Origin of the sequence: Pandoraea thiooxydans (assembly GCF_001931675.1) — a bacterium.
Taxonomy (GTDB): Bacteria; Pseudomonadota; Gammaproteobacteria; order Burkholderiales; family Burkholderiaceae; genus Pandoraea; species Pandoraea thiooxydans.
Genome location: NZ_CP014839.1, coordinates 1,809,274 through 1,834,428 on the forward strand (window position 1 = coordinate 1,809,274; position 25,155 = coordinate 1,834,428).

General features: G+C 63.3%; 29 protein-coding genes. 15 read left to right on the top strand and 14 right to left on the bottom strand.

What is annotated here, in order from left to right:
• Positions 1-77: 77 nt before the first annotated feature.
• Entirely contained in the window at positions 78-518 is a 441-nt protein-coding gene (locus PATSB16_RS08325) for a MarR family winged helix-turn-helix transcriptional regulator (protein WP_047213724.1), read from the top strand.
• Positions 511-918, top strand: a complete 408-nt coding sequence (locus PATSB16_RS08330) for a DUF2000 family protein (RefSeq protein ID WP_047213726.1) — start codon at positions 511-513, stop codon at positions 916-918. The genes PATSB16_RS08325 and PATSB16_RS08330 overlap by 8 nt, the downstream gene beginning before the upstream one ends.
• Before the next feature lie 65 nt (positions 919-983).
• Here PATSB16_RS08330 and PATSB16_RS08335 read toward each other — a convergent pair whose 3' ends face one another.
• Genes PATSB16_RS08335 through ygfZ form a run of 3 tightly spaced genes read right to left on the bottom strand, consistent with a single transcriptional unit; the run spans position 984 to position 3,090 of the window.
• On the bottom strand, positions 984-1,754 hold the full coding sequence (locus PATSB16_RS08335; protein WP_047213727.1) for an NRDE family protein: 771 nt from the start codon (positions 1,752-1,754) through the stop codon (positions 984-986).
• On the bottom strand, positions 1,745-2,062 hold the full coding sequence (locus tag PATSB16_RS08340; RefSeq protein ID WP_052892626.1) for a DUF4936 family protein: 318 nt from the start codon (positions 2,060-2,062) through the stop codon (positions 1,745-1,747). The genes PATSB16_RS08335 and PATSB16_RS08340 overlap by 10 nt, the downstream gene beginning before the upstream one ends.
• Before the next feature lie 2 nt (positions 2,063-2,064).
• A complete protein-coding gene (ygfZ, locus tag PATSB16_RS08345; RefSeq protein ID WP_047213728.1) occupies positions 2,065-3,090 on the bottom strand; it encodes a CAF17-like 4Fe-4S cluster assembly/insertion protein YgfZ in 1,026 nt (341 codons plus the stop codon).
• Between the two features lie 201 nt (positions 3,091-3,291).
• Between ygfZ and mltG the strand changes: the two genes are divergently transcribed.
• From mltG to PATSB16_RS08375, 6 genes are read left to right on the top strand one after another with little or no spacing between them, the layout of a single operon-like run.
• Positions 3,292-4,290, top strand: a complete 999-nt coding sequence (mltG, locus tag PATSB16_RS08350; RefSeq protein WP_047213729.1) for an endolytic transglycosylase MltG — start codon at positions 3,292-3,294, stop codon at positions 4,288-4,290.
• Complete coding sequence (gene tmk, locus PATSB16_RS08355; protein ID WP_047213731.1) at positions 4,287-4,928, top strand: dTMP kinase; 642 nt, start codon at positions 4,287-4,289, stop codon at positions 4,926-4,928. The genes mltG and tmk overlap by 4 nt, the downstream gene beginning before the upstream one ends.
• A 23-nt stretch (positions 4,929-4,951) precedes the next feature.
• The gene (gene holB / locus PATSB16_RS08360; protein ID WP_047213733.1) at positions 4,952-5,974 is read left to right on the top strand and encodes a DNA polymerase III subunit delta'; all 1,023 of its coding nucleotides are present in this window, start codon (positions 4,952-4,954) and stop codon (positions 5,972-5,974) included.
• Between the two features lie 11 nt (positions 5,975-5,985).
• Entirely contained in the window at positions 5,986-6,513 is a 528-nt protein-coding gene (locus tag PATSB16_RS08365; protein ID WP_047213734.1) for a GNAT family N-acetyltransferase, read from the top strand.
• Positions 6,514-6,567: 54 nt separating this feature from the next.
• Entirely contained in the window at positions 6,568-7,347 is a 780-nt protein-coding gene (locus PATSB16_RS08370) for a TatD family hydrolase (protein WP_047213736.1), read from the top strand.
• A 59-nt stretch (positions 7,348-7,406) separates the two neighbouring features.
• Positions 7,407-8,084: an ankyrin repeat domain-containing protein gene (locus tag PATSB16_RS08375; RefSeq protein WP_047213737.1), complete on the top strand. Its 678-nt coding sequence runs from the start codon at positions 7,407-7,409 to the stop codon at positions 8,082-8,084.
• Between the two features lie 68 nt (positions 8,085-8,152).
• Here the strand turns inward: PATSB16_RS08375 and otsA are convergent, their stop codons facing one another.
• Together otsA and otsB are read right to left on the bottom strand one after the other, a co-directional pair.
• Positions 8,153-9,568, bottom strand: a complete 1,416-nt coding sequence (gene otsA, locus PATSB16_RS08380) for an alpha,alpha-trehalose-phosphate synthase (UDP-forming) (protein WP_047213738.1) — start codon at positions 9,566-9,568, stop codon at positions 8,153-8,155.
• An 81-nt stretch (positions 9,569-9,649) separates the two neighbouring features.
• Complete coding sequence (gene otsB / locus PATSB16_RS08385) at positions 9,650-10,414, bottom strand: trehalose-phosphatase (RefSeq protein WP_047213739.1); 765 nt, start codon at positions 10,412-10,414, stop codon at positions 9,650-9,652.
• A 75-nt stretch (positions 10,415-10,489) separates the two neighbouring features.
• On the opposite strand from otsB, the gene PATSB16_RS08390 reads away from it, so the two are divergent.
• The 4 genes from PATSB16_RS08390 to PATSB16_RS08405 all read left to right on the top strand — a co-directional run bounded on the left by PATSB16_RS08390 (position 10,490) and on the right by PATSB16_RS08405 (position 13,308).
• Positions 10,490-11,584, top strand: a complete 1,095-nt coding sequence (locus PATSB16_RS08390) for a mechanosensitive ion channel family protein (protein ID WP_047216394.1) — start codon at positions 10,490-10,492, stop codon at positions 11,582-11,584.
• 212 nt (positions 11,585-11,796) lie between these two features.
• Complete coding sequence (locus PATSB16_RS08395; RefSeq protein WP_047213740.1) at positions 11,797-12,087, top strand: acylphosphatase; 291 nt, start codon at positions 11,797-11,799, stop codon at positions 12,085-12,087.
• A 219-nt stretch (positions 12,088-12,306) separates the two neighbouring features.
• A complete protein-coding gene (locus PATSB16_RS08400; RefSeq protein ID WP_062551263.1) occupies positions 12,307-12,966 on the top strand; it encodes a hypothetical protein in 660 nt (219 codons plus the stop codon).
• A 105-nt stretch (positions 12,967-13,071) separates the two neighbouring features.
• Positions 13,072-13,308, top strand: coding sequence for an Hpt domain-containing protein (locus PATSB16_RS08405; protein WP_047213742.1), 237 nt, complete (start codon positions 13,072-13,074; stop codon positions 13,306-13,308).
• 48 nt (positions 13,309-13,356) lie between these two features.
• On the opposite strand, the gene PATSB16_RS08410 is transcribed toward PATSB16_RS08405, so the two are convergent.
• Together PATSB16_RS08410 and PATSB16_RS08415 are read right to left on the bottom strand one after the other, a co-directional pair.
• Positions 13,357-13,926, bottom strand: a complete 570-nt coding sequence (locus PATSB16_RS08410; RefSeq protein WP_047213743.1) for a peroxiredoxin — start codon at positions 13,924-13,926, stop codon at positions 13,357-13,359.
• A 91-nt stretch (positions 13,927-14,017) separates the two neighbouring features.
• Positions 14,018-14,491: an Lrp/AsnC family transcriptional regulator gene (locus PATSB16_RS08415; RefSeq protein WP_047213744.1), complete on the bottom strand. Its 474-nt coding sequence runs from the start codon at positions 14,489-14,491 to the stop codon at positions 14,018-14,020.
• Positions 14,492-14,651: 160 nt separating this feature from the next.
• Between PATSB16_RS08415 and ilvB the strand changes: the two genes are divergently transcribed.
• A complete protein-coding gene (ilvB, locus tag PATSB16_RS08420; protein ID WP_052892627.1) occupies positions 14,652-16,412 on the top strand; it encodes a biosynthetic-type acetolactate synthase large subunit in 1,761 nt (586 codons plus the stop codon).
• Between the two features lie 220 nt (positions 16,413-16,632).
• Positions 16,633-17,046, top strand: a complete 414-nt coding sequence (locus PATSB16_RS08425) for a type II secretion system protein (protein WP_047213745.1) — start codon at positions 16,633-16,635, stop codon at positions 17,044-17,046.
• Between the two features lie 82 nt (positions 17,047-17,128).
• On the opposite strand, the gene PATSB16_RS08430 is transcribed toward PATSB16_RS08425, so the two are convergent.
• The 7 genes from PATSB16_RS08430 to PATSB16_RS08460 form a co-directional block, all read right to left on the bottom strand.
• Positions 17,129-17,851 (bottom strand): SDR family NAD(P)-dependent oxidoreductase, encoded by a 723-nt coding sequence (locus PATSB16_RS08430; protein ID WP_047213746.1) that lies wholly within the window; start codon positions 17,849-17,851, stop codon positions 17,129-17,131.
• A 34-nt stretch (positions 17,852-17,885) separates the two neighbouring features.
• Positions 17,886-18,368 carry an aromatic-ring-hydroxylating dioxygenase subunit beta gene (locus PATSB16_RS08435; RefSeq protein WP_047213747.1) on the bottom strand — a complete coding sequence of 161 codons (483 nt, stop codon included), beginning with the start codon at positions 18,366-18,368 and terminating at the stop codon, positions 17,886-17,888.
• Complete coding sequence (locus tag PATSB16_RS08440; RefSeq protein WP_047213748.1) at positions 18,365-19,699, bottom strand: aromatic ring-hydroxylating dioxygenase subunit alpha; 1,335 nt, start codon at positions 19,697-19,699, stop codon at positions 18,365-18,367. Before PATSB16_RS08440 ends, PATSB16_RS08435 begins: the two co-directional genes overlap by 4 nt.
• Before the next feature lie 40 nt (positions 19,700-19,739).
• Entirely contained in the window at positions 19,740-20,729 is a 990-nt protein-coding gene (locus PATSB16_RS08445) for a PDR/VanB family oxidoreductase (protein WP_047213749.1), read from the bottom strand.
• Positions 20,730-20,878: 149 nt separating this feature from the next.
• Positions 20,879-22,201 carry an aromatic ring-hydroxylating oxygenase subunit alpha gene (locus tag PATSB16_RS08450; RefSeq protein WP_047213750.1) on the bottom strand — a complete coding sequence of 441 codons (1,323 nt, stop codon included), beginning with the start codon at positions 22,199-22,201 and terminating at the stop codon, positions 20,879-20,881.
• Complete coding sequence (locus PATSB16_RS08455) at positions 22,198-22,716, bottom strand: V4R domain-containing protein (RefSeq protein ID WP_052892628.1); 519 nt, start codon at positions 22,714-22,716, stop codon at positions 22,198-22,200. The genes PATSB16_RS08450 and PATSB16_RS08455 overlap by 4 nt, the downstream gene beginning before the upstream one ends.
• Positions 22,713-24,047, bottom strand: coding sequence for an MFS transporter (locus PATSB16_RS08460; RefSeq protein WP_047213751.1), 1,335 nt, complete (start codon positions 24,045-24,047; stop codon positions 22,713-22,715). The genes PATSB16_RS08455 and PATSB16_RS08460 overlap by 4 nt, the downstream gene beginning before the upstream one ends.
• A 156-nt stretch (positions 24,048-24,203) precedes the next feature.
• Between PATSB16_RS08460 and PATSB16_RS08465 the strand changes: the two genes are divergently transcribed.
• On the top strand, positions 24,204-25,115 hold the full coding sequence (locus PATSB16_RS08465) for a LysR family transcriptional regulator (protein WP_047216397.1): 912 nt from the start codon (positions 24,204-24,206) through the stop codon (positions 25,113-25,115).
• The last annotated feature ends 40 nt before the right edge of the window (positions 25,116-25,155 follow it).

The window sequence follows — 25,155 nt, forward strand, 5'->3', positions numbered from 1 at the left end:
AGGCGCGTAATTTCGTAGAATATTCAATGTGTACATATATCTTGCGTGCTAGATATGTGTGTCCTAGAATATGAGTCATGGAAAATATCGACACTTGCGTGAGCTTTCTCAGCGCCAAGGCGGCACAGGCCGTGGCGCGCGCCTCGCGAGCCCGCCTCGCCACGCACGGCGTGACGCCGTTTCAATACGCGGTTCTCCAGGTGCTGTGGGAAGAAGATGGGCAGAGCGGCGCGCAGCTCGGCAATCGATTGTTTGCCGACAGTGCGACGATTACCGGGGTGCTGGACCGGCTCGAGAAGCTGGGTTTGGTCGTGCGCCGCGCCGATGCGGCGGATCGTCGGGTCAACCTGATTTTTCTGACCGCCGACGGGCGTCGGCGGCAGGCCGAATTGCAGGCGGTGATGGACGGCTTGAACGACGAAGTGGCGCAGCATTTCGGAGAGCAGGCCCCGTTGCTTTGGGCGCTGCTGGAAAAGCTCGCGACATTTTCACCTGGTGAGAGGAACGGCAATGTTTGACACCAAGATTGCCATCGTGGTCCGGGAAGACCTTGCGGTGTGGCAAAAACTGAATGTAACGGCGTTTCTGATGAGCGGCATTGTCGGCAACTTTCCGGAAATCATGGGCGCACCGTATCGGGACGCCGCCGGCAACGTCTACAGTAGCCTGTCGGTGCAACCGATCATTGTATTGAGTACCGATGCGGCTCACATGGCAAATATTCACCGGCGTGCGCTGGGGCGCGAGCTCAAGCCGGCTCTGTATATCGACGAAATGTTTGCCACCGGCCACGACGACGCGAATCGCGCGGTGTTCGCCCAATACGGGCCGGACACGGCCAAGGTGGTAGGCATTGCATTGCGGGCCGACAAGAAGATCGTCGACAAGGTCACCAAGGGCGCGCGGATGCACCCGTGACGGCATGTGCGGCCCGGTAGGCATTGCCGGTTATCGCGCCCGCCTTCGAAGAGCCACGCGCCAGCTCACGAGATACGAAAATCAAAGTCGCGCCGCGCCGAATCGCCGCCATCGTAGACCACTTCAGTGACGCGAACTTCGCCGTCCGCCATGACTTTGAGCAAGGTCGTGCAGCGTGTGCCATAGGTCGGCTCGGCGATAAATGCCGCCGAGAGCATCCGCTCCCAGGCGGCGGCCACGCCGGTGTCGGGCAGCAGCGCCGGATCGGCCCGCGCGCTGTCACGCATCAGCGCCAGCAATTCGTCGTCGCTGGCCTCATTCTGCAGCGCCTCATGCAAGGCTTGCCTGCGATGCTCGGTTTTGGGCCATGGGGTATCGAGCAGCGCATTGGATAACGCGTGCATGCCGGGCTCGACGGGAACCGGGCCATGAGCCGCGCGGTTGCCGTACCAGGCCAGCTCGCCGGCAGCGAAGTCTGCGGCCAGCAGATTGAACCCGGCGTAGGCGGCGCCCTGGTGCTCGATTTCGCGCAAGTAGGACATCGGCTGCTGCCGCGCATCCAGAAAGCCCGTCACCAGTACGCCACGCGACGGGGCGTCGGCCGGCGGTTTTGGCGCGCGGCCGTCGCGGAAATTGGTGAGCGCGGCAAAGCGGCCCTGGCGTGTCACGCCGAGCCAGGTCCCGCCGCCGCGCAAATCGCGTCCGGCCAGCAGATCGGGTTGCGTTTGCCACCAGCCCATGGCCTCGGTGGGGCGTTCGTAGAATTCATCGCGATTGGCCAGCAGCACCAGGCGGGTGGTATGTTCGGGGCGCCAGGAGAAGACGATCAGGCACATGGCGGCGCGTCGCAAAAGCATTCGACGTGACGTCCGCCCTCGAGCAATTGCGTCAGTCCGAGTTGTGCGGCCTGCTGCTCGAGTTGTTCGACGAAGCCCGGAGATACGTCCGGGTAGAGCTCCATCCAGGTGGCGTCGCTGGTTGCGCCATCGTGCTCGCCAGTCACGGGATCGCAGCGGATCTGCAGGCGCGGCGTGGCGCTCGAGCCCGCAGCCATGCGCTGGAACAGCGCGTCGACCAGCGCGCGCGCCGCGCTCGCCTGGGCGCCGGCGACCCGGTAGTACACGTAGCAGTGCATGGCGGCCATGCTCAGGCGTCCGGTGCCAGCGGGTCCGGCAACGCGTAGGGCAGCTCGCGGAAATGCAGCACGGCGCCGGCGATGGTGCCAAGGTGGACCGGGGCATCGTTCGCGCGTGCGGCCAACTGCAGTTCGACCAGGCAGTCCGAGCCGCCGCCTGGCGCCGGCGCGGCATTGACGACCATGCCGCAAGGCTGGTCGCCGTCCTGAAAGAGCTCCATGGCGGGCGCCGCCTCGGTCTCGGTATGGGCCAGATACAGGCGTCGCTTGATGGTGCCGCGGTATTGGCTGCGCGCGACAATTTCCTGGCCTGGATAGCAGCCCTTGCGGAAATTGACGCCGTCGACGACCTCCCAGTTGATCATTTGCGGCACGAACTGCTCCTGCGTGGCCGCGCCAACCCATGGCACTCCGGTGCTTACGTCGAGCCAGCGTGCCACCGCCGTCTCGACCGGCTGCAGTTGCTGGCCAAGCGCCGCCCAGGCTGCGCTTGCTTCGGCTACGGGTACGATCCATTGGTAACGCGTCTGGCCGGCGGCATCGGGCAGGCGGATCAGCGTGCCGTGCGCATTTTGCGCGATCGCCAGCGCATCGGCCGGCAGCGTGTCGAAGTAGCGGCCGAGCGCGGCGCCGGCGCCGGCGCCGCCGAGCGCCAGCACGACGTGATCAGGGGTGGCATCGCTGAGTTTCGCCTTGGCGCGCAGCACGAACATGCTCAGACGCTTTTGCACGGCGGCCTGCACGTCGGCGGCCACCGCCAGGAAGATCGACTCGTTCCGGCGCCACGCCAGGAAGGTCGCCAGCAGGCGGCCCTTGGGCGAACAATAACCGGCGCGGCGCGCGCAAACGGCCGGCAGATTTTCGATGTCGTTGGTCAGTTGATTGTGCAAAAAGCTGGCGGCATCGGCGCCGCTGACTTCGATAAGACCGGTGTCATCGAGCGCGCAAACAAATCCACCGCGCATGGCGGCATCGAACTGCGCCGTGCGCGGCGCGAAGGAAAACGGGGGTAAAACATCCTGCCAATGAGCGTGCATGGTGTATCAATCTGCCTAGCATGGGGAAGTCAAAGTATTATATGGGGTCTGAATTTTCCTCGCCCGAGGGCTACCGGGAACGATTCCGATGCTCCGGCGCGATCCTGGCTCGCAATCCGCATGTTTTTGGCCGCCGCGCTCGTCGCCGATTGCTGTCTCTTGGGCATGGCGAGCCTTCCGGCCACCGATTCCGCTTACTGAATGTCTGTCTACAAACGTATTTTGCTGTTGCTGATCGTGGCCGCGTTGGCCACCGGAGGCGCTTTTTATTACTGGGCCATGACACCCGTGCGCCTGGCGCAGCCCACGCTCGACGTCACCATCAAACCTTACAGCCCGTTGCGTAGTGTCGTTGCCCAACTGAACGAGGGGGGCGTGCCGGTCAACGTGACGTTGTTCGACGTGCTGGCTCGCTTAAAGCGCGCCAGCACCAAGCTGAAATCGGGCAATTATGAATTCCAGACCGGCGTCACCCCGCTGGGCGTGCTGAGCAAGCTCACCCGCGGCGACGTCAATCAGTATGCGGTGACCATCATCGATGGCTGGACCTTCAAGCGCATGCGTGCCGAGATCGACTCGAACCCGGCGCTGCGGCACGACACGGCGGGGTTGTCCGATGCCGAATTGATGGACAAGATCGGCCATCCGGGGCAGGCGCCGGAGGGTATGTTTTTTCCCGACACGTATTTGTTTCCGAAGGGCACCAGTGACATCGACGTCTTCCAGCGGGCCTACCGCCTGATGGAGCGCCGCCTGGCCGATGCCTGGGCCACGCGCGCGCCCGGCCTGCCATACGATACGCCGTATCAGGCCCTGATCATGGCCTCGCTGATCGAAAAGGAAACCGGCAAGGCGGCCGAGCGGGCGCTGGTGTCGGCGGTGTTCGTCAATCGCCTGCGCAAGCATATGCTGCTGCAAACCGACCCGTCGGTCATTTATGGGCTGGGCGATCAGTACACCGGGCGTCTGCGCAAGCGCGATTTGCTGGCCGATACCCCATACAACACCTATACCCGGCCTGGCCTGCCGCCGACACCGATCTCGTTGCCAGGGGCCGCATCGCTGGCCGCCGCGCTCAATCCGGCCAAGTCCGGCGCGCTGTATTTCGTCGCCCGCGGCGACGGCACGAGCATTTTTTCCGACGACCTGCAGGACCATAACCGGGCGGTCGACAAATATGTGAGGGGTCAACAACCGTGACATCATCGAACTCGCCGGGCGCGCGCGGTAAATTCATTACTTTCGAGGGAATCGATGGTGCTGGCAAGAGTACGCATCTGAATTGGTTCGCCGAACAGCTCGCCGCGCGGCTGGCCAGCCAGGGCCGGCAGGTCGTCTGTACCCGAGAGCCGGGCGGCACGCCGTTGGGCGAACGCTTGCGCACGTTGTTGCTGGAAGAGCCGATGCACCTCGAAACCGAGGCGCTGCTGATGTTTGCGGCACGGCGCGAACATTTGGCGCGTGTCATATCGCCGGCGCTCGACCGCGGCGATTGGGTGATCTCGGATCGCTTCACCGACGCCACGTTTGCCTACCAGGGCGGCGGCCGGGGGCTTTCGATCGATAAGCTGGCCGTGCTGGAGCAGTGGGTGCAGGAGGGACTGCAGCCGGACTTGACCGTACTGTTCGATCTGGCGCCCGAGGTGGCCGCGGCCCGGCTGGCCGGCGCGCGCGCGCCCGATAAGTTCGAGCGGGAGCCGGTTGCCTTCTTTGCCCGCACACGGGCGGAATATTTGCGGCGGGCGGCACAGGCGCCGCAGCGTTTTGCCGTAATCGATGCCGATCAGCCACGCGAAAATATTCAAGTAATACTTGAAAAAATCTTAATAAACGTATGATTTCAAATATAGGAATATTGTAGATGCTGCCCTGGCAAGTGCTCGACTGGCAGAACCTCGCCGAACGGTTCGCCCAACTGCCGCATGCGCTGTTGCTGCAGGCGGCGCCGGGGACCGGAGAGATCGCCTTCGCCCGGCATCTGGCGCGGGCGCTGCTTTGCGAACAGCCGCAGGCCGATCGGCAGCCGTGCGGTGTTTGCCCGGCATGTCAGTGGCTGGCGCACGGCAATCACCCCGATTTTCGATCGGTGTGCCCGGAGGCTCTGGCCGATGCGCCACCCGGCGCGGAGCCGGAAGGCAACGGCGACAAAAAGACCAAGACGCCGAGCAAGGAAATCCGCATCGAGCAGATCCGCGAATTGCTCGATTTCGCGAATCTGGGCAGTCACCGGCAAGGGCGGCGGGTCGTATTGCTGTATCCGGCCGAAGCGCTTAACCCCCATGCCGCCAACGCGTTGCTCAAGACGCTCGAGGAGCCGCCGGCCGATGTCGTGTTCATTCTTGTCACTACGCAGATCGACCGCCTGTTGCCGACCATTTTGAGCCGCTGCCAGCGCATTGTCCTGACACGTCCGGACCCGGCCGCGGCGGGGGCTTGGCTGGCGGCAGAGGGCGGCCTGGATGCAGCCGCCAGCGCCGAGTTGCTGGCCGAGGCGGGCGGCGCGCCGCTGCAGGCGCTGATCCTGGCCCAGCAGGACGAGCGCGCCTGGCGGGACTGGCTGCTGACGCAACTGGCGGCGGGGCCGGCATGCGATGCGTTGGGCTGCGCGGAGCAATTGCACAAGGGCAACCTGCCCGGCGTGCTGGACACCTTGCAGCGCTGGTGCTTCGATCTGCTCGCCGCGCGCATGACGCAGCGTCCGCGCTTCTATCCGGCGCGCGCCAAAGAGCTTGCGGCGTGCGGCCGACACACCGATGACGTGCGCCTGCTCGGCTTCCTGCGCGAGATCGGCGCTCAGCGCGCGGTGCAGAATCATCCTCTCAATACCCGGGTACTGCTGGAGTCGCTCTTCCTGCAGTATCGCAATCTGTTCGACCTCGCCTGAAAGCGACCGCCATGTCCAACACCGTTTCACCGACCATCGTGCTCCGCGACGCCGCTTTGACCGACTTGCCGGCCATCGTGGAGATTTATAACAGTACCGTGGCTTCGCGCCAGGTGACTGCCGATCTGGACCCGGTTACGGTCGAAAGCCGGATGGCCTGGTTTCACGCGCACTCGCCGGCGCATCGGCCGTTGTGGGTCGCGCAGCGTGGCGAGGAAATGCTCGGCTGGCTGAGCCTGTCGGACTTTTATGGCCGGCCCGCCTATCGAAAAACCGCAGAGGTCAGTATTTATCTGGCACCGGCCGCGCGTGGCCAAGGGTTGGGCCGATACCTGCTCGGCCAGGCCATTGAGCGCGCTCCGGCGTTGGGGGTCGCCACACTGCTCGGTTTTATCTTCGGTCACAACGCGCCGAGCCTCGGATTATTCGAAGCGTTCGGTTTTGCCCGCTGGGGCGACCTGCCGCGGGTCGCGGAATTGGACGGCGTCGAACGGGATCTGATTATCCTGGGCAAGCGCCTGGACGCGTCCGCGTCTTGAGCGTTTTGCGTGTGCGAAAGAACTTACCCGCCGCCCGGCGGCCATAATCACATTATGTTTATCGATTCTCACTGTCACATCAATTTTCCCGAACTGGCCCAGCGCCTGCCGGAGCTGCTTGCCACCATGGAGTCGAACCAGGTGACCCGGGCGTTGTGCGTATCGGTCGATTTGCCGACATTGCCCGACGTATTGGCGATGGCGCGGCAGCAGCCGCATATTTTCGCGTCGGTCGGCGTGCATCCCGATTATGAAGACACACCCGAACCAAGCGTCGACGACTTGCTGCGGCTGGCGCACGAGCCGAAGGTCGTTGCCATCGGCGAGACCGGACTCGACTACTACCGCCTCGAAGGACGCACCGTTGAGAGCATGGAGTGGCAGCGCGAGCGGTTTCGCACTCACATTCGCGCTGCGCGCCGCGCCGGCCTGCCGCTGATCATCCATACCCGCGCGGCGGCCGACGACACGCTGCGCCTGATGCGCGAAGAGCAGGCCGATGCCTGTGGCGGCGTGATGCATTGTTTTACCGAGACCTGGGCGGTGGCCGAAGCGGCATTGGCGCTCAACTTCAATATTTCCTTCTCCGGCATCGTGACCTTCAAGAATGCGCGTGAACTACAGGATGTGGCGCGTCGCGTGCCGCTCGAGCGCATGCTGATCGAAACCGATTCGCCATACCTCGCGCCGGTGCCGTTTCGCGGCAAAATGAATCAGCCCGGCTATGTCCGCCATGTCGCCGAATTCATTGCCGAACTGCGCGGTGTGCCGGTCGAGGAGATTGCTCGCGCGACCAGCGAAAACTTCTTTCGGCTATTCGGGAAGGCAAAGTAAATTGTTATTTTTCAAATAATTATTTTATTTATTTAAACCAAATTATAAGATTTCATCCTATGTTTTCAAAATACTTCCGGGCGCTCTTCATTGTTGGTCTGCTGACCTCCTGTGCGACGACGTCGGCCGTCACCCACGACGAACTGATCAAAGCGGTGAAATTCGACGACGTGCAAACGGTGCAGAGCGCGCTGGCGCAGGGGACCGATCCAAACACCGTCGACGGTATCGGCAACCCGCTGCTGTATATCGCCTTGCAGGAAAAATCAGTCAAGGTGGCCAAACTGCTGATCGACGATCCCAAAACGGATCTGGAACAACTCAACCGCGCGCACGAAAATGCCTTGATGATTGCCTGTCTGCAGGGCCTGACGCCGCTGGTGAAATTGATGATCGCCAAGGGCGCCGAGGTCAACAAACATGGCTGGGCGCCGCTGCACTATGCCGCGGCCAACGGTCATGACGATATCGTCAAGCTGCTGCTCGATCATTCGGCATATATCGACGCCGCCTCGCCCAACGGGACGACGCCGCTGATGATGGCGGCGCGCAGCGATCACGTGAGCACGATTCAGCTGTTGCTGGACCAGGGGGCCGACCCGACCGTGAAGAATCAACTGGGCATGACCGCCGCCGATTTTGCCCATCAATTCCATTACGACGATCTGGCCAAGGCGCTGAAACAACAGGAGCAGGCGGTGCTCGAGAGGCGCAAGGCGAGTGCTGGCGGCAAATAGGCGCGGCAAGCCGGATACCTCGTCCGCATGGGCGGAGGCGTGCCAACTCGGCCCGCGCGCGCGGCGGGTCAGGGCAGGGTGGTGGCCGCGCTCAGCAGATACGGCGTGCGCGCCGCATCCGCACGCAGATCATGCAGAAACCGATCCCGCCATTGCGAGAGGTTGTTTTCGCGCAGGCTGCGCATCATGTTCTGGTAGCGCTCCTGACGGGCTTCGCGAGGCATCGCGAGCGCCTGATTGAGGGCTTCGGCCATGCCGTCGATGTCGTATGGGTTGACGATCAGCGCGCCCTGCAACTCCTGGGCCGCGCCGGCAAAGCAGGAAAGCACCAGCACGCCGGGGTCCTCGGGTGGCTGGGCCGCGACGTACTCCTTGGCGACCAGATTCATGCCGTCGCGCAAGGGCGTGACAAAACCAACCTGGGATGCCCGAAACAACGACATCAGCACATGCCGCTCGTAGCGCTTGTTGATATAGCGCAGCGGCGTCCACGCCAAATCGGAGAACCGTCCGTTGATATGGCCGGCCTCGGTTTCAAGCTGGCGGCGGATCGTCTGGTAGTTCTGCACGTCGGAGCGAGACGGCGGTGCCACCTGAATGAAGCTGACGTGCCCCTGGTGGTTGGGCGCCATTTCCAACAGCCTCTCAAACGCACGGAACCGCTCGAGCATGCCTTTTGAATAGTCGAGTCGATCGACGCTCATGATCAGCTTGCGGTTTTGCAGTCCTTGCTTGAGGTTGAGGATGTGGCGCCGATTCGCTTGCATTTCGGCCTGCGCGAGAATTTCGTCGGGATAGATGCCGATTGGGTACACGCCGGTGCGCAGCGTTTGCCCATGGGCGTGCACGAGGCCATCGGCATCGATCTGGCCGCCCGCGTTGCGCACGAGGTAATCAGTAAAGGCCGTGCGGTCGGGTTCGGTCTGGAAGCCAACCAGGTCGTATGCGCACATCGCCTTGACGAGCTCCTGATGCGGGGGGACCGTCATCAACACTTGCGCCGACGGGAACGGGATGTGCAGGAAGAAGCCGATGCGGTTTCGCAGGCCCGCCGCGCGGCAGGCTTCGCCGAACGGCAGCAGGTGATAGTCGTGCACCCAGATCAGGTCGTCCGGTTGCAGCAGCGGCTTCAGTGTTTCCGCCAGCCATGCGTTGACACGGCGATAGCCGGCGTACTCCTTGCGCTCGAAGCGGCTGAGATCGTCTCGGTAGTGAAAAGTGGGCCACAGCGTCGCGTTGGAGAAGCCTCGGTAGTATTGGTCGTAGTCGCGCCGCGTCAGGCCGACCGTGCAGAAAGTGACTTTCCCCTCCTGGCGGGAGTCGGGCGCGGCGGGCAAGGCGTCGACGATGTCGCCGCTCCAGCCGAACCAGATGCCGCCTTTTTCCTTGAGCGCGTCGTAGACTCCCACGGCCAGACCGCCGGCCAGCGGCTTGCCCTCGGTAATCGCGGCAACGCGGTTCGAAACAATGACAAGTCGACTCATGCTGTTTATCTCCTGCGAACTGCGTTTGGTCAAACACGACGAAAGCACGCCGCCATAAGGGCGCGTGCGGCGGGAGCAGCTTCAGAGCAACTGTGCGAGCCAGGCAGCCAGAGCTGCCGGCGATGGCAGGCGGGCGCGAGCGAGCGTCGGGCCGGGGCCAATTTTGATCGAGATGCCGCCCAGCGTATTGACGGCTTCAAACGCGCTTTCGTCGGTGAGGTCGTCGCCGGCAAACAGCGGACGGCGCCCCGCGAACGGCTCCTGCTGCATCAGCTGCCGCAGTGCAGCCCCTTTGCTGGCGCCCTTGGGCTTGATTTCGAACACCATTTTCCCGGCCTGCAGCACAAAGGCATCGCTGTTGCGCGCAGCCAGCGCAGTCATGGCCTGGCGCACGGCAAACTCCTGCGCCGGCGCGTTGCGAAAGTGCAGCGCCAGTGCCAGTGCCTTGCGTTCGAGCAATAGGCCGGGGTCGGCGGCGGCAACGCTGACCAGCGTCGAGGCCATCGCCGCGACGCGTTGCGGGTCAATGGCCAGTTGTTCGATCTGCCCGAGGGCATCACGCCACTCGGCGCCGTGCAAGCCGGCTGCAGCGAGTTCCAGCGGCGCCAGCAATTGATCGATCTGTGAGATCGGGCGACCGGAGATGACGGCGAGGGCACCGTCGGTACGCTGCTGTAGCTGGGACAGCGTGGTACGCAGGGACTTTGGAACACGCACGCTATCCGGGGTGGCCGCAATGGGCGCGAGCGTACCGTCCAGATCAAGAAAGAAAGCGGTACGGGCGATGTCGATGGGGGGCTCGATGCTGACATCGAGTTGCGCCTTGGAGGCGCTCGATTCTCGCATGACGAAGGGGTCTCCTCAGAAAAATGCCGGCGATGTGCTATGTTGAACGGCAAATCCGCCTGCCATTGGGTGACGATGACTCAGACAACACTTTTCGGTTTTGGGCTACCTCCTTGGTTCTACGTTATCGCTGTCGCGTTGGCGGTGACGCTGCTCGTGCTGGCGGTACATCGCGCCGGTGCGGCGGCATTGCGGCGTGTTACGCGTTCACGCGTGATCGGCCGTTTGCTGGTCAGCTTTACTTACCAGGCCAGTCGCTACGCACTCCTGCTGATTGCGTTGCAAATTGTCTGGAGCGCGGTCGATGATGCGCTGCCCGGTATACGTACTTTACGCCATCTGACCGGTCTGGGCTTGATTGCCATGCTGACATGGCTGGCAATTCGAGCCTCGCATGCGGTCAGTGCGGCGCTCATCGAGCTGCATCCAGCCAATGTCGACAACAATCTGGACGCGCGCCGGGTGCAAACGCAGACCCACGTGCTCAGCCGATGCGCCAATTTTTTGATCGTCTTGATCGGCGTGTCGGCCGCACTGATGACCTTTCCCGGCGTACGCCAGATCGGCACCAGTCTGCTGGCCTCGGCCGGGGTTGCCGGTCTGGTGGCCGGCATCGCCGCGCGGCCTGTGCTCGGCAACCTGATTGCCGGCCTTCAGATCGCACTGACCCAGCCGATTCGAATCGACGACGTGCTCATTGTTCAAGGCGAGTGGGGGCGCGTCGAGGAAATCACCGGCACCTACGTGGTCGTATGCTTATGGGACGAACGCCGGCTGATCGTGCCGCTGCAGTGGTTTATCGAAAATCCGTTCCAGAACTGGACACGCACCACCTCGCAAATCATTGGCACGGTGTACTTGTGGGTCGACTATGGCATGCCGCTCGAACCGCTGCGCGCCGAGTTGAACCGTCTGTGCCAGGGTGCGCCGGAATGGGACGGGCGCCTGAGCCTGCTGCAGGTCACAGACAGCAACGAACGTTCGATGCAGCTGCGCGCGCTGGTCACCGCTGCGGATTCGGGGCGTAACTGGGATCTACGCTGCAAGGTTCGCGAAGGACTCATGTCGTTCGTGCGGCAGCATTACCCGACATATCTGCCGCGTGTGCGGGCAACCCTGGACGACCCCGGCGAGCCACATGGCAGTGAGGGCATGCATGACGTGCATTGATCCGCCGTGCGTGCGTGGCGGCGTGGCGCGCGCGATGCAGTGCATGCGTCACTTCTCATGTATTTTCTTCAAATGCTTTTTATGCATTTGAAAATAAATGGTTATTTTATGCGTTCGGCAGGCCGTCTTCGTGACCTGACCAAGATCGACGGCGAGCGCGTGTGCTGCGTCCGGACAAGGGTGCATGCACGAAATCACCATAAGAGGCAGTGATGACTGCGTGGCAAATCATAGTGCGTGGGCAGGTTCAGGGCGTCGGTTATCGCGCGGCGTGCGTCGTTCAGGCGCAGCGGCTCGGGTTGCGTGGGTGGGTCAGAAATCGACGTGACGGCTCGGTGCAAGCACTGGTGCTCGGCAATGAAACACAGCTCCAGGCGATGCGGGAGTGGATGCAGGTGGGGCCCTGCGGCGCTCACGTGGATGCCTGCGAGATTGCCGTGCTCGATGAAAATTTGGTGGACGATGCCGATAGCGCGTCATTCCATATTCGAGTGACCGAATGAGCGGCGCCCTCGGGGCCCAACCAGCTCGCTGCCACGTAAATATCTCCATCTTTGGCTACGGTCGAAACACCTCGCCGACGGCCCGGTCGGCAGCCAAATCCGCTTGCTCGAAGTTTTTTGGGACATTTCCCATTCGCTGCGCTCGGTACCTATAGAACCCTCCTATTTTTGCCACGATAGGCTTGCGCCCGGAACCGGGGCTCCGCTCCATCACTTTTCATGAAATGTCTGCGATTGATCGCCTTATGGCGCGCTTGCGGTGCTCGCTCGCGCGGCGAGCGCGAACTGGCTCGCCTGCCCTTATCTCAGCGCTGGCTGCTGTTCGGCGGTGGTGCCCTGATTTCCACGGCGATTTGCATCGCGGCCAGTATCACCGTGCTGGCGCGCCTCGACAGCTGCGTCAATGATCAACAGGATTTGTTCGTGAGCGAACGACAAGCGCTGATCAATGAACTCCGGTATGCGGAGGCCCGGCTATTGCACAGCGTTCATGGCGCCGAACTTTGGTGGCGCCAGACCAGCCACGTGGCGCTCGATTCGTCGCAACCGTGCGGTCCTCAGGTGCAGGAACCTATGGAAGCGGATACGGGCATCGACGGCATCTTGCAGTACCAGTTGCTATGGCGCAGCCGGCCTCGGCAGCAGGCGCACGCGCCACTGTCCGCCGCGCGGTGCCGTCGCTATCAAGCTTTGGCGGAGCACGTTTCGCCCGGCCCCGTGCTCGTGCGGGAGATCAACGGCGAGCCAGCCGGCGGCTATTTTTTCGACCCTCGAGGGCATCTCGTGGCTGTTGTGCCGCCGATCGAACCCGACCAGAGTGCTAGATTGCTGCCGGGCCAACGGCATCGACGAGGTGATCGTCAAGCCGGTGTCGCTTGAGCAACTGCGTCGGGTTTTGAACAAATGGCTGGCGCCGGCCCGGCCTTGGGCGGGGTCCCCGAGCAAGGTGGAGCGCCTGCTGGACGGTGACGGCCGGGCGATACCATGCAAGCTGATCTGCGTGCACTCGAGGCGGCCTTGTCGCAGGGCGATCGCTGCGCGCTGCTCACCAGGCTGCACCGCATGAAGGGTGCGTTCGCCGCGTTGGGCGAGCGTACGCTGGCAGATCGCTGCCATGCCTTCGAGACGCTTGCGCAGCAAGCTTCAACCGCGCAGTGGCCCGCAGCCTATGAAGCCTTTAGCGCACAGGTGCGGGGTTTTCTGAAGCAGTGGCAATCGTGATGCTACCGTCATCCCGCTGGTTGTCGGCAGGTTCGCGAGGTGCTTGCTTCATTGGGCGCCGCCGGCTTTTTGCGTGGCGTGCCACTTCTGCAGCGCCGTGAGGGTGTTGGCAACGTGCTGGTCGGGATTCAGACTGCTGTATTCATACAGCACCCTATCGTCAGGGGTGATGACGTATGACACGCGATTGGCGTATTTCGTCTGCATCGGCAACACCGCATGATAGGACTTCATGATCTGTCCATCGGTGTCTGCGGCCACCGGAAACTTGCTGCGGCATTCGCTGACGGAAAAACGCTTGAGCGTCGCTATGTCATCGTGCGATACACCGATGACCGTGGCGCCCAGTGCATGGTACCGCTCGATGGCCTCGGCGAAGTCGTGCGCCTCGATGGTGCACCCCTTGGTGAATGCCGCCGGATAAAAGTAGAGCACGACCGGCCCGCGTTTGAGAGCGTCGGCGAGCGAGAAAGTGAAGACCTTGCCGCCGAGTGACGCCTGGGCAGTAAATTCCGGCGCTTTGTCGCCGGGTTTGAGGGCGGCATGGGCGGGAATGAAGAACCAGACGCCTATCAGCACGGCGAGCAGCGTGCCTGCGCCAAGGAAAATTCGCTTCATGGATCGTTTCATGTTGGCTCCCGTAGGGTGGTCGAGCGCTGCGCCAGACAGGGTAAGCATAGCGGCTGCCTGGCGTCGTGTCAGTGGCCGGTTATCGCTCGGTCGTTTCGATGGGTAATACTGTTGACGCCTTGATTTGCGAGAGCGCGATCATCGAATTGACTTCCTGGATCATCGGCAACTGCGAGAGCCGCTCGAAAAAGAACCTCTCATATGCCTCGACATCGCGCGCCACGATGCGCAGGAGAAAATCGACGTTCCCCATCAGTACATGACACTCCATGACTTCCGGGAACGCCTGGATCGCACGCGAGAACTCGGGCAGCGCATTGCGGCTGTGGGCGGCCAGCTTGACATGGGCGAAGAGCATGACGTTAAGACCGGCCTTTTTGCGGTCGACTACCGCGACCTGCCTGGTGATAACTCCCTCCTGATGAAGGCGGTCGATACGCCGCCAACATTGCGATTGCGACAGACCCACGCGCTCGCCGACTTCCGCCGCCGAAAGCGAGGCGTCCTCCTGCAACAGCAGTAGAATTTTTTTATCGAATTCGTCTATTTGCATAATTTATTCGTCAAAAACTTGTTTTACGAATCGATCATGTATTTACGGCGTGTATTCGTCAAGCAAAAGCGAAGCAATTGCAGCGGTGCGCGCCTACACTGAGGGTTCCCTGCACAAGGCCGGCCGTTAGCCGGCCGTCATTCCAAGAAGGCGTCCCCCCATGAATTCCGTACTCGAACTGGACTCGCTGTCCGCGAATTGCGCTCCCTCCGACGCGTCGCGAGGCGCCGATGTGATTGCACGCACGCTGTGCGAGATCGGAGTTTCCACGGTGTTTTGCTACCCCGGCGGTGCGAATCTGGAGATGCTGGACGCGCTATCGCGTGTCGATATTGTGCTGATCCGCACCGAGCATGAACAGGGCGCGGTATTCGCCGCGCAAGGCTACGCCCGTGCCACCGGGCGGCTCGGGGTGTGTCTGGCGACGTCTGGCCCCGGCGCAACGAATCTGGTGACCGGCATTGCCGACGCCAATAGCGATTCGATTCCGATAATGGCCATTACCGGCAATGTGGCAACGCATTGGCTCGGCAAAAATGCATTTCAAGAGGTCGACATCGTTGCCGTGACCCGGCCGATTACCAAGCAAGCCCGACAAGTGCGGCAGTTGGCGGAGATTGGTCCGGCCTTGCGCGACGCCGCGACCTTGGCGTTGGCCGGCCGGCCAGGCCCGGTCTTGCTGGATTTTCCCAAGGATGTTCAGCAGGGCCGCACACTCGCCGTCGAGCCGGTGCGAGCCCGAGACGCCGAGCCTGTGGCCATGGCGCTGAGGCCCGAGCAGGCTGAGCGGATCGCCCGACTGCTGGCTGCGAGCCGCCGGCCGGTTATCTATGCCGGCGGCGGCATTGTGGCGTCAGGCACCGGCGCGCTGCTCTCGCAGCTTGCGGAGCAGTTGCAATGCCCGGTGGCGCTCACCATGATGGGGCTGGGGGCCCTGCCGGACGGGCACTCGCTGTTACTCGGGCCGCTCGGTATGCATGGCGCGTACTGCGCCAATGTGGCCGTCAATGAGGCCGATGTCGTGCTGGCGCTGGGCGTGCGTTTCGACGACCGTGTTATCGGCGATCCGGCGTCTTTCGCGCAGGGCGCAGCGATCGTTCACATCGACGTCGACGCTGCGGAAATCGGCAAGAACAAGCCCGTGCACGTCGGCGCGCAAGCCGATTTGCGCGCCGCGCTGCCTCAGTTGCTGGCGTTGGCGAAGCCGCTCGAGACGGCACCGTGGCTGCGCTATCTGCGCTCGGTTGCGGAGGCTCGCCCACTCCAGGCCGTGAAAGCAGGGGAGCGGCTTAGCGGCCCTCAGGCGATTGCCATGCTGGCCGAGCGCCTGCCGGCCGAGGCGGTCGTCGCCACCGGCGTGGGTCAGCATCAGATGTGGGCCATGCAGTATCTCAGGGCGCGCCAGGCACGGACTTTTCTGTCGAGCGCCGGGTTCGGCACGATGGGCTTCGGCCTGCCCGCCGCGCTGGGCGCAAAAGCTGCGCTGCCGCAAGTGCCCGTGATCGATATCGACGGCGACGGCAGTCTGAACATGACGATCAATGAACTCAGTACGTGCCGCCGCTACCGTTTGGGCGTCAAGATCTTCGTCGTGAATAACCAGTGGTTGGGCATGGTGCGGCAGTGGCAGGACATGATCTATCAGGGCAACCGGGTGCTCAGTGCACTGGGTGACGACGAGCGGGGCGCCAGATCGCTGGGCAGTGCGCCGTATCCCGATTTTCTGGCGATCGCTGCAGGCTATGGGGTAGCGGCCGAGCGCGTCGAGCGTGCCGAAGATTTGCCGGCAGCGCTTGAGCGCATGTTGGCAGACCCGAATCAGCCGTACCTGCTCGACGTGATGGTTGAGCGGGAAGATAACGTGTTTCCGATGATTCCGGCCGGCAAAAGTTATCGAGACGTGATTTTCGCGCCAGTGTGACCGTCAGGTGCCGCGCTCTGCCTGGCCGAGTTCATCGCGATAGCGTTGAGCCAGCGCTCTTACGCGGCTGAGAAAATCTGCCTATACATCGCTCGCGCGAGCGAGTCCGGCGTCGTCGACACCGGACTGTAGAACGCCGAGGGTCTCGACCTGCGCGTTTTCGCCGAGCATCGGCAAGGCTCCTTTGATTTTGTGCGGGCGCCGCGTTGGCAGAGCCGGCATGGTACACGTGGGGGTGCTCGTAGCACTCGCTATCGTCGGCGTCTGGCTCTACCAGGTGGCCGGCGCGAAGACGGTTGGCGTGCAACGCGAGAAAGAGGCGCAATTGCTGTTTGCCGGCGATCAGATCGCCCGTGCCATTGGACGCTATTATGCGGGCGAGCCAGTGCCGGGCTGCTATCCATCGGACCTGCAGGCGCTGCTCGACGATCACCGCCTGGGCGGTGTCACGCAACGGCATTTGCGCCATGTCTATGCCGATCCGATGACCGGTAAAACGGCCTGGGGCGAACTGCGCGACGAGTTGGGGAATCTGCGCGGGGTCTGCAGCACGAGCGATGCCTCGCCGCACCGGCAAGCCGACTTTCCCGCCGCGTACCGAGCCTTTGCGGGCAAGCGACATTATCGGGAATGACATTTCATGCCGGCCGACACGCACGTGCAGCCGGCGCCGCCCGAGGCATGCCTGAACCGGTTGCGTTGAGTGCCGCTGGCGCTCAGAGCGCCAGGCTGCCGACGCTCGTGCCGCCGCACACGTAAAGCACCTGTCCGGTAACGAAGCTGTTTTCCGGCGCGGCGAAGAACATCACCGCACGGGCCACGTCGTCGGCTTGCCCGAGGCGCTTGACAGGGATGCCGGCCGCGATTTGCGCGACTTTCGGGCTGCCCTCCGGGATCACTTCGTGAAACATGTCGGTCTGGATCGGCCCCGGAGCCACCACGTTCGACGTGATGCCGTAGGGTCCCAATTCGAGGGCCCAGGTGCGCGCCATGCCCAGCATGCCTGCCTTGGTGGCGGAATAGGCGGTGCGCGTGGCCAGCCCGAGCGCGGCGCGCGACGAAATCAGCACGATGCGCCCGAATCCCTGCGCTTTCATGGCCGGCAGTGCCGCTTGCGCGAGCGTGACGGCCGCGCCCAGATGCAAGCGATTGAGGGCGGCAAGATCGTCTTGCGACACCTCCGGCAGCAAGGCCGGGCGGATCACGCCGGCGTTGTGCACGAGCGTCGAGACGTCGAAGCGTTGCGTGACGTGCTCGGCCGCCTCGCGTGTGGCGGCCGCGTCGCTCAGGTCGACCTCGATCGAAAGCAGCTTCGGATGAGAAAAGTCGGTGCCGCGGCGCGCCAGCGAAACCACTTGGTAGCCGGCGTCGAGCAAGTGGTGGCAGATCGCTTTGCCGATGCCGGCGCTGCCGCCGGTGACGATGGCAACGCGGCTCATGAGTGGAATCCTGTCGATGACATAACGGTTGGTCTCACATGAAAAGCTGGATGGAGGGCAGGGCGGCGTCCGCGTTGAGCAGGTTGACGCGCTTGCAGCGCATCATCAGCTTGCCCTCGCGCTCGACGATTTCGTGCAGCACCGTCGCGGCGAACATCAACTGTTCGTCACCGCGCGTCTCGGTGTAGATCATCGGCGTGCGCAGTCGATAGCAACCGGGTTCGGCGCCGTCGAGGTGGGGGCGCTGCAGCACATGCAGGCTGCGGCTGGGCGGCTGTTGCGAAAATGCGCGCGGCTGCTTGAGCCGTTCGATGCGCAGTTTCAGCAACAGCCGATCCTCGTACATCAGCGACACGTGATTCAAGCCGTCCTGCTGCTCGGCGGACAGCGGAATCCAGTACAGCCCGTCGTCGGTGAACAGCTCGTACCAGGCATCGAAATGCTTTTCGTCGAGCAGGCGCGCTTCGTCGTAGACGAAATCGACCAATGCGTCGCGCATGGAAGCGGTGATATTCATGCGGATTTTTCTCCGGAAACAGCACCCGGCGCCATATAGCGGGCCCAGGCGCGGAACTGGTTGCGCATCGAAAGTTCGCTGGTGCCGTTGACCGTGCATGGCATTTCCCGAGTCTCGTCGGCCCGGAAATCGCGGTGCAGGCTGACCCACTCGTTGCCGTCGGCGTGCAGGCCTTCCTGGATCGCACGGTACGCATGCAGATCGTCGTGTCCGACCACCGACATCGGCGAATTGATCAGGCGCGAGTAGTTGACGGTGCGCTGCAGCAGTTGCTCGGGAGCCCCCTTGAGGCGGAACGTCCATGATTCGATCAGCGTCTGTTCGGGGCCGAGCGGGCGCACCACGCGAATCGCCTGGATCGCGCCCTTGATGGTCAGGCTCGGGTAATAGACGGTGTTATGCCGCGCGGTGCCGAGCACTTCGCGCGCCTTGGCCTCGCCCCAGGCCCGCGTGAGCTGGTCTTCATAGCCCGGCATTGCCGCGTAGTTGGAATGAATCGAGAAGTTCACGCCGGTGTAGCTGTGCCCGTTGTCGAACACGCGCAGACCCATGCCGTCGAAGAACTGGTAGTCGGACACGAACGGCACGAATTGCTCGATGGCCATCGGCTTGGGCGCATCCGGCGGCTGGCCGTCCCACAGCTGTTTGGCGGTGCCGGCCGACGACTCGTGCGCGACCATCGGATGCATCGTGTCGTTGAGATTTTCGACGAACATCTTCCAGTTGCAGTTGTGCATATAACGCAGGCAACCGCCCGCGATTTCAAGTTCACCCTCGGGCGAACGATCGGCCATGTTGTCGATCGAGGAAAGCGACTCGCCGAAATATTCGCTGAACGCCGGACCGTCGTCGGACAGCCGGGCGAACACGAACCCTCGGTAGACCTCGACGTGCTCGAGCGCCGTGAGCCCCTTGCCCGACGGGCAGGCCGACAGGCGCGTGCCCTCGTAGCCCGCCTTGAGGGGAATCGCCAGCGGTTTGCCGTCGGTCTTGTAGGTCCAGGCATGATAAGGGCACCGAAAGAACTTGCCGGTATTGCCGCTGGGGCTCGACACCAGTTTGGCGCCCTTGTGCGCGCACCGGTTCATCAGCACCCGAACACCGCCGTCGGGCTGACGTACCATCAACAGCGGCCGGCGCGCGATGTCCACGCTCAGATAGTCGCCGGCACTCGGGATCTGACTCGTGTGGCCGAGGTAAATCCAGGTGCGCGCCCACAGGCGCTCCATTTCAAGATCGAAAATCTCCTGATCGATATAGACGTCGCGATGCACTTGATCGGGCTCCACCAGTGCGGCAAGCGCGCGATCGTCGTCTCGGTAATGCGGCATGACTGTCACCTCGTGGTTCGGTTCGGAATGGGGCAGTGGCTCACGCGTCAAGCACCAGGCGTGCCCCGCGTGCTCGCGAGACGCAGATCTGCATCACTTGCCCGGACTGTTTCTCGCGCTCGCTCAGGCAGTAATCGCGATGCTCGACCGCACCCTCGAGCACGCTTGTCTGGCATACGCCGCATTCGCCGCGCTTGCAGTCGTAGAGCGGGTCGAGCCCGGCATCGAGCATGGCGTCGAGAATGGTTTGTTCGGGCCGCACCGACAGGACCACACCGGATTGACGCAGCTCCACCTCGAAGCCGGTGTCGCCGGCCTGGGGTTCGGCCGCAGTGAACAGCTCGACATGAACGTCCTCGCGCGCCCAGCCGAGCGCGCACGCCTGGCCGATTGCCGCATCGATCATCCCCTTCGGGCCGCAAACATAAAGCGGTTGCGTGGGGCGCAGGGTAGCGAGCAAGCGCGCCAAATCGAGGCGATGCGCAGGGTCGTCGTCACCGTATAGATGCAGCCGGTGTGCGGCCAGGGCGCGCAATTCGGCCGTGAAGGCCAACTGCGCGATGCTGCGCCCGCTATAGTGCAGCGCGAAATTGTGCCCGTCGGCCACTAGCGCCGCGGTCATCGAGGCCAGTGGCGTAATGCCGATGCCGCCGGCGATCAGTACCGCATCGTGGCAGTCCGTCAGGGCAAAGTCATTGTGCGGCGGGCGCACGCGCAGGATGTCGCCGGCGCGCACGTTGGCGTGCAGCCAGGACGATCCGCCACGGCCCTGGTCCTCGCGCCGCACGGCGATCAGATAGGTCCCGGGCGCCTGCGTGACATGCGCGGCGGTGTCGAAATTGACCAGCGAATAATGCCGCCATTGCGGCACGCCGCCAGGAGCGACCTCGACCTGTACATGGGCGCCTGGGGTGAACCCGGGCAGGGCGGCGCCATCGGCCGCGCGAAGTTCAAAGGCGGTGATCTGCGGACTCAGCGCGCGGACCCGGTCCACGCGTAACTCGAGCGGGTTCTCAGGATTGGTCGTCATCAAACTGCTCCATCTTTGTCTCCGGGCGATGTGCTCGACGCCGCTGAATAAATGTTTATGTCAATATATATGAATATTCATGCAAACATTCAACAGCAAATGCCTGCGCCTGTCAAGCTGCGGTAATTACGAGGCGGCTGGCGAAGCGCCTAGGCGTCGGTGCTCGAGACCAACGCATCGAGCCAGGCGCGGAACTGATTGCGCATGAGCCCTTCACTCGTGCCGCTGATGTCTGGGCAGGCCGCTTCGGTTTGCTCCGCCCGATGCTCGCGATGCAGGCTGACCCACGGATTGCCGTTGCCGGCCAGGGACTTTTGCAGGGTCTCGAACACGTGGATGTCATCGTGGGCGACCATCGACATCGGCGAAAACGTCAAGCGGTTGTAGGTAAGCGTACGGTGCAGCAGTTCCGCAGGCGCGTCGCGCGGCGCCAGCGCCCAGATTTCCACCAACGTCCTGTCGACCGCGAGCGGCCGGATCACACGCAGTGTCTGAGGCGAACTCTTGAGCGCCAGGGTCGGGAACAGCACGGCGTTTTGCGGCGTGAAGCTCAACACTTCGTGCGTGCGCTGCCGGCCATGTGCCTGGCGCAATGCATCTTCGTAGCCGGGCAATGCGTCATACCCTGAATGGATGCTGGCCTGGGTGCCGAGAATGCAGTGCCCTTGCGGGTAGACGCGCGCGCCAGCCTGCTGGAAAAAATCGTAGCCGGCGCCGAATGGCAGCAATTGCTCGAGTGCCATGGGACGTGGCAGGTGTGCCGGCCACTCGCTGGCGGCGTCGCGCGCCGGCTGCCAGGCCGACTCGTGGGTCGAGACCGGGTGCACGGCATCGATGACGTTTTCAAGGTAGATCTTCCAGTTGCACTGCATCACGCTGCGCAGGCAGCCGCCGCTCACGCGCAATTCACCGGCCGGCGAGCGATCGGCCAGGTTGTCGAAAACGGGCAGCATGGCGCCAGCGTAGTCTTCGAAAGAGCGGCCCTCGGGCGCCAGGCGCGCAAATACAAAACCCCGATAGACGGCGGTGGCGACGTTGGTCAGCCCGGCACCGGCCTCGCACTCGTGCAGCCGCGTGCCTTCATAGCCGTTGCGCAACGGCACGCCCAAGGGCTTGCCGTCGATCTTGTAAGTCCAGGCGTGATAAGGGCAGCGCAGAAATTTTCCGGCGTTGCCCGAGGCGCACGAGAGCACCATCGCCCCCTTGTGCGCGCAGCGGTTGAGCAGCACGCGCACCGTGCCGTCCGCCTGCCGGATCAGGATGACTGGCTGATCGGCCAGCGTGGTGCTCAGATAGTCTCCGGCCTCCGGAATCTGGCTGATATGCCCCACGTATAGCCAGGCGCGGGCGAACAATCGTTCGTTTTCCAGCGCGAACAACTCGGCGTCGAGATAGACGTCGCGATGCACGCGGTCGACGTCGATCAGGGCCCGAATGGCGTCGGGGCGGTCGCGATACGAGATTGAATTCATGATTGCGTTGGGAGTGAGGCGCCGCTTTGCGCGCGCGCGACGAAGCGGCAAACAGGGCCGGCGACATGCGCCGCGCAGCCGGTTTCTTCGACCCGTACAGGACCTTCGAAAAGCATGGCGGCGACGCTGCCGAGCATGCCGGCAATAGGAGCGCACACCGCACGCGCGGCCTTGCCGTGCCCGTGCGCGAAGGGACTGTTGTGCACGGTCAGGTCCAGCCGGTCTGCACCGAGGCTCATGTGCCAACGCCCCCAGCCCAGACCGGCGGCCGTGTCGCATATCGTGTCGAGCAAGGCTGTGCCTCGGTCGATGCTTGCATAGGCGTGCACGCTTCGCCCGCCGTTGCGTTCGGTGGAGGCCGCAAGGGCCTCCAGCACGCGTTGCCGGGTCGCGCCGTCGAGCTCGTGCAGCGCGCCCATCAGAACATCGGGACGGATCAGGACGTAGCGTCGCTGGCCATCGCGAATTTCGCCTGCCGCGACGTCGAACACCAGCCGTTGCACGATGGCGCTCATGCAACCTGCTCCACGATGCGCTGTTTGCGGGGCAGGGTCTCGGGCGTGAAACATAGCGACAACGCCGTGATGCCGCCGAGCAGCAGCAGATAAACGGCCACCGGCCAGGCGTGACGATAATGGGCGAGTAGCGCGGTAGCCACCACCGGAGACAGGCCGCCGCCCAGCACGGACGACACTTCGCGCCCGAGTCCGAGGCCGGAATAACGCACGCCGGTCGGGAACAGTTCGCTCATATAGGCCGGCTGTGCGCCCTCGAGCGCGCCAAGCACGACGCCGTTGGCCAGCACGAACGCCAGCACGATCAGCCACGGATGGCCAGTGTGAATCAGCCGGAAAAATGGAAAGGCCACGGCCATGATGCCAAGCGCGCCGAACGCATAAACCGGGCGCCGGCCGATGCGGTCCGACAGATGGCCGAACCACAGCGCGGCAGGTATCAGCAGCACCATGGAGGCAGTCACTGCGCCGAGCAGCAAGGTGTTGGGCAGACCGAGGAATTTGCCGTAGGCCAGTGAAAACGCAAAGAAAACATACGACGCGCCGCCTTCACCGAAGCGCAAACCCATCACCATCAGCAGTTGCCTGGGGTGCCGCCGGATCACTTCGAGCAGCGGTGTGCGCACGCGCTCGCCCGCGTCGGCGACCTTGACGAATTCCGCGCTCTCGGGAATCCGCTTGCGCACGTAGATACCGAGCACGATGATCAGCACACTGGCCAGGAACGGCAGGCGCCAGCCCCACGCCATGAAGGCCTCGTGCGACAGCGACTGGGTCAATAGAAAGGCAAACGACGACAGCACGAACCCCAGCGTGGCACCGGCCGGACTCCAGGCGGAGAGAAAGCCGCGCCGCGCGGGCGGGGCGTTCTCGCTGATCACCAGGATGCTGCCGCTCCATTCGCCCCCGGCGGCCAGACCCTGCACGACTCTCAATGCAATCAGCAGGGCCGGCGCCCAGAGCCCGATGCGCGCATAGGTGGGCAGCAGGCCCATGGCGAAGGTGGCGCAGCCCATCGCAATGAAAGTCAGCATCAGCACACGCTTGCGGCCGATGCGGTCGCCCAGGTGCCCGCACACGACGCCGCCGATGGGGCGGGCAATGAAGCCCACGGTGAATCCCCCAAACGCGAGGATGGTGCCGATCAGCGGATCGGCGCCGAGCGGAAAGAAAAGCTTGCCGAACACCAGCGCGGCGGCCGTGCCGTAAAGGAAAAAGTCGTACCACTCGAGCGCCTGGCCTACCACCGAGGTGAGCACGGTTCGCCGCAATGCGGCGCCGGGCACGGGGACGGGGGTCGGGACGGATGCAACCGCTGTTTCAAAACCCATCTTTGTCTCCTTGAGAAAGGGCAATGCTGAAAATGCACGGCAGATCACTGAGTCCGGTATGCCTGGCCGACGGCCGGCATCGGTTGTCTGTTTTATTGATGGCGACGATAAATTTGGCGTGGTACATTTGTCAAATGAATGTTAAAAATGATGAACATGAACGAAAAGAATCTGAATTCAGTCGATTTGAATCTGCTTCGCGTGTTCCTCGCGATCTGGGAGTCGGGCAGCCTCACCGTCGCCGGCGAGCATTTGGGCCTGACCCAGCCGGCCATGAGCCATGCGCTGGCGCGTTTGCGCCGCTTGCTCGACGATCCGCTGTTCGTGCGCACGCCCGCCGGCATGGAGCCGACAGCCACCGCCGAGCGGCTGTTCGAGCCGATCGACACGGCGCTGGCCTTGATTCGCACGACGCTGCATGCCCAGGAACATTTCGATCCGGGCACGGCTGAGCGCACTTTCCGCCTGGCGATGTCCGATATGTCGGAGTTCTTCTTTTTGCCGCCGTTGCTGGCACGGCTGGAGCGGGAAGCGCCGGGCGTGAAGCTGGAGGTCGTGCAAGTGCCGGTGGACAAACTGGCCGACGCGCTGCGCTCGCGCGAGATCGATCTGGCGATCGGCTACTTGCCGGGGCTCGAGCGCGATTGCTCAACCCAGCATCTGTTCAGCGACAGCCATGTTTGCCTGGTGCGGGCGCGCCATCCGCAAGCGGGCCGCAAACTGACATTGGCTGCGTTATTGACAATGAAGCACGTATTCGTGCCCTCGAATGCGACCGGCCATCGCATGGTCGAGCAGTGGCTCACGGAAAGCGGCGTGCATCGCCATATCGTGTTGCGCCTGCCGCACTTCACCGTCGCGCCGGAAATCGTCCGCGGCACCGATCTGGCGGTGCTCCTGCCGCGCAGCATTGCCGAGCGCTTCAATCGGGGGCGCGCCTATCGCTTGCTGGAAATCCCGGTGGCGCTGCCCAGCATCGACGTCAACGTGTATTGGCATGCGCGCTTCGATGCCGATCAGGCCGTGCGATGGCTGCGCGATATGTTGCTCGGGATGTTTGGCAAGTGATTGGCGGGGCTCGCTGGCATCGCCTGGCGCGATTGCCGCG

Coding starts and splice junctions, on each gene's coding strand:
- otsA (WP_047213738.1), bottom strand. CDS start 9,568: ATGAGTCGACTTGTCATTGTTTCGAACCGCGTTGCCGCGATTACCGAG.
- PATSB16_RS08370 (WP_047213736.1), top strand. CDS start 6,568: ATGTTTATCGATTCTCACTGTCACATCAATTTTCCCGAACTGGCCCAG.
- PATSB16_RS08335 (WP_047213727.1), bottom strand. CDS start 1,754: ATGTGCCTGATCGTCTTCTCCTGGCGCCCCGAACATACCACCCGCCTG.
- PATSB16_RS08455 (WP_052892628.1), bottom strand. CDS start 22,716: ATGAGCGCCATCGTGCAACGGCTGGTGTTCGACGTCGCGGCAGGCGAA.
- mltG (WP_047213729.1), top strand. CDS start 3,292: ATGTCTGTCTACAAACGTATTTTGCTGTTGCTGATCGTGGCCGCGTTG.
- PATSB16_RS08410 (WP_047213743.1), bottom strand. CDS start 13,926: ATGAAGCGAATTTTCCTTGGCGCAGGCACGCTGCTCGCCGTGCTGATA.
- PATSB16_RS08375 (WP_047213737.1), top strand. CDS start 7,407: ATGTTTTCAAAATACTTCCGGGCGCTCTTCATTGTTGGTCTGCTGACC.
- PATSB16_RS08325 (WP_047213724.1), top strand. CDS start 78: ATGGAAAATATCGACACTTGCGTGAGCTTTCTCAGCGCCAAGGCGGCA.
- holB (WP_047213733.1), top strand. CDS start 4,952: ATGCTGCCCTGGCAAGTGCTCGACTGGCAGAACCTCGCCGAACGGTTC.
- PATSB16_RS08430 (WP_047213746.1), bottom strand. CDS start 17,851: ATGAGCCGCGTTGCCATCGTCACCGGCGGCAGCGCCGGCATCGGCAAA.
- PATSB16_RS08435 (WP_047213747.1), bottom strand. CDS start 18,368: ATGAATATCACCGCTTCCATGCGCGACGCATTGGTCGATTTCGTCTAC.
- otsB (WP_047213739.1), bottom strand. CDS start 10,414: ATGCGAGAATCGAGCGCCTCCAAGGCGCAACTCGATGTCAGCATCGAG.
- PATSB16_RS08450 (WP_047213750.1), bottom strand. CDS start 22,201: ATGAATTCAATCTCGTATCGCGACCGCCCCGACGCCATTCGGGCCCTG.
- PATSB16_RS08365 (WP_047213734.1), top strand. CDS start 5,986: ATGTCCAACACCGTTTCACCGACCATCGTGCTCCGCGACGCCGCTTTG.
- PATSB16_RS08405 (WP_047213742.1), top strand. CDS start 13,072: ATGCAAGCTGATCTGCGTGCACTCGAGGCGGCCTTGTCGCAGGGCGAT.
- ygfZ (WP_047213728.1), bottom strand. CDS start 3,090: ATGCACGCTCATTGGCAGGATGTTTTACCCCCGTTTTCCTTCGCGCCG.
- PATSB16_RS08340 (WP_052892626.1), bottom strand. CDS start 2,062: ATGGCCGCCATGCACTGCTACGTGTACTACCGGGTCGCCGGCGCCCAG.
- PATSB16_RS08330 (WP_047213726.1), top strand. CDS start 511: ATGTTTGACACCAAGATTGCCATCGTGGTCCGGGAAGACCTTGCGGTG.
- PATSB16_RS08390 (WP_047216394.1), top strand. CDS start 10,490: ATGACTCAGACAACACTTTTCGGTTTTGGGCTACCTCCTTGGTTCTAC.
- ilvB (WP_052892627.1), top strand. CDS start 14,652: ATGAATTCCGTACTCGAACTGGACTCGCTGTCCGCGAATTGCGCTCCC.
- PATSB16_RS08415 (WP_047213744.1), bottom strand. CDS start 14,491: ATGCAAATAGACGAATTCGATAAAAAAATTCTACTGCTGTTGCAGGAG.
- PATSB16_RS08440 (WP_047213748.1), bottom strand. CDS start 19,699: ATGCCGCATTACCGAGACGACGATCGCGCGCTTGCCGCACTGGTGGAG.
- PATSB16_RS08445 (WP_047213749.1), bottom strand. CDS start 20,729: ATGACGACCAATCCTGAGAACCCGCTCGAGTTACGCGTGGACCGGGTC.
- PATSB16_RS08460 (WP_047213751.1), bottom strand. CDS start 24,047: ATGGGTTTTGAAACAGCGGTTGCATCCGTCCCGACCCCCGTCCCCGTG.
- PATSB16_RS08425 (WP_047213745.1), top strand. CDS start 16,633: ATGGTACACGTGGGGGTGCTCGTAGCACTCGCTATCGTCGGCGTCTGG.
- PATSB16_RS08400 (WP_062551263.1), top strand. CDS start 12,307: ATGAAATGTCTGCGATTGATCGCCTTATGGCGCGCTTGCGGTGCTCGC.
- PATSB16_RS08465 (WP_047216397.1), top strand. CDS start 24,204: ATGAACGAAAAGAATCTGAATTCAGTCGATTTGAATCTGCTTCGCGTG.
- PATSB16_RS08395 (WP_047213740.1), top strand. CDS start 11,797: ATGACTGCGTGGCAAATCATAGTGCGTGGGCAGGTTCAGGGCGTCGGT.